This is a genomic window from Deinococcus alpinitundrae, assembly GCF_009982895.1.
GTDB classification, from domain to species: Bacteria; Deinococcota; Deinococci; order Deinococcales; family Deinococcaceae; genus Deinococcus; species Deinococcus alpinitundrae.
In genome coordinates this window covers 1-266 of sequence record NZ_WXZL01000300.1, presented here as the reverse complement: position 1 = coordinate 266, position 266 = coordinate 1, and the positions used below count along the sequence as shown (strand labels likewise).

Genomic DNA, 266 nt, shown 5'->3' with positions numbered 1-266 from the left:
AAGCGATCCGGCAGCCCGGTCGGCAAACGGTTCGGCTGGCGGTTCAGCCCGTGATCCTGCAGCGCGTTCGGGTAGCGGTTCATGCGGCGTGCTCCGAGGCATCGCTTTCAAGTTTGCGCCGCACCGCATCCACCAGGGCGGCAGGCGAGGCCAGCTGCATCTCGCGGGTCTGCATGCAGACGGCCACCTGCACGGAGCTGGCCCGGGTCAGGCGCTGGCCGGTCGTGGCCTCGCAGATGAGGTAGTTGATCTTCAAGCGGTTTTCC

Annotated in this window: 1 protein-coding gene; it reads right to left on the bottom strand. The window is 66.9% G+C overall.

What is annotated here, in order from left to right; translation table 11 throughout:
- Positions 1-79: 79 nt before the first annotated feature.
- The coding region (locus tag GUI70_RS23485; protein WP_368733652.1) for a hypothetical protein at positions 80-266 on the bottom strand (187 nt) is incomplete at its 5' end.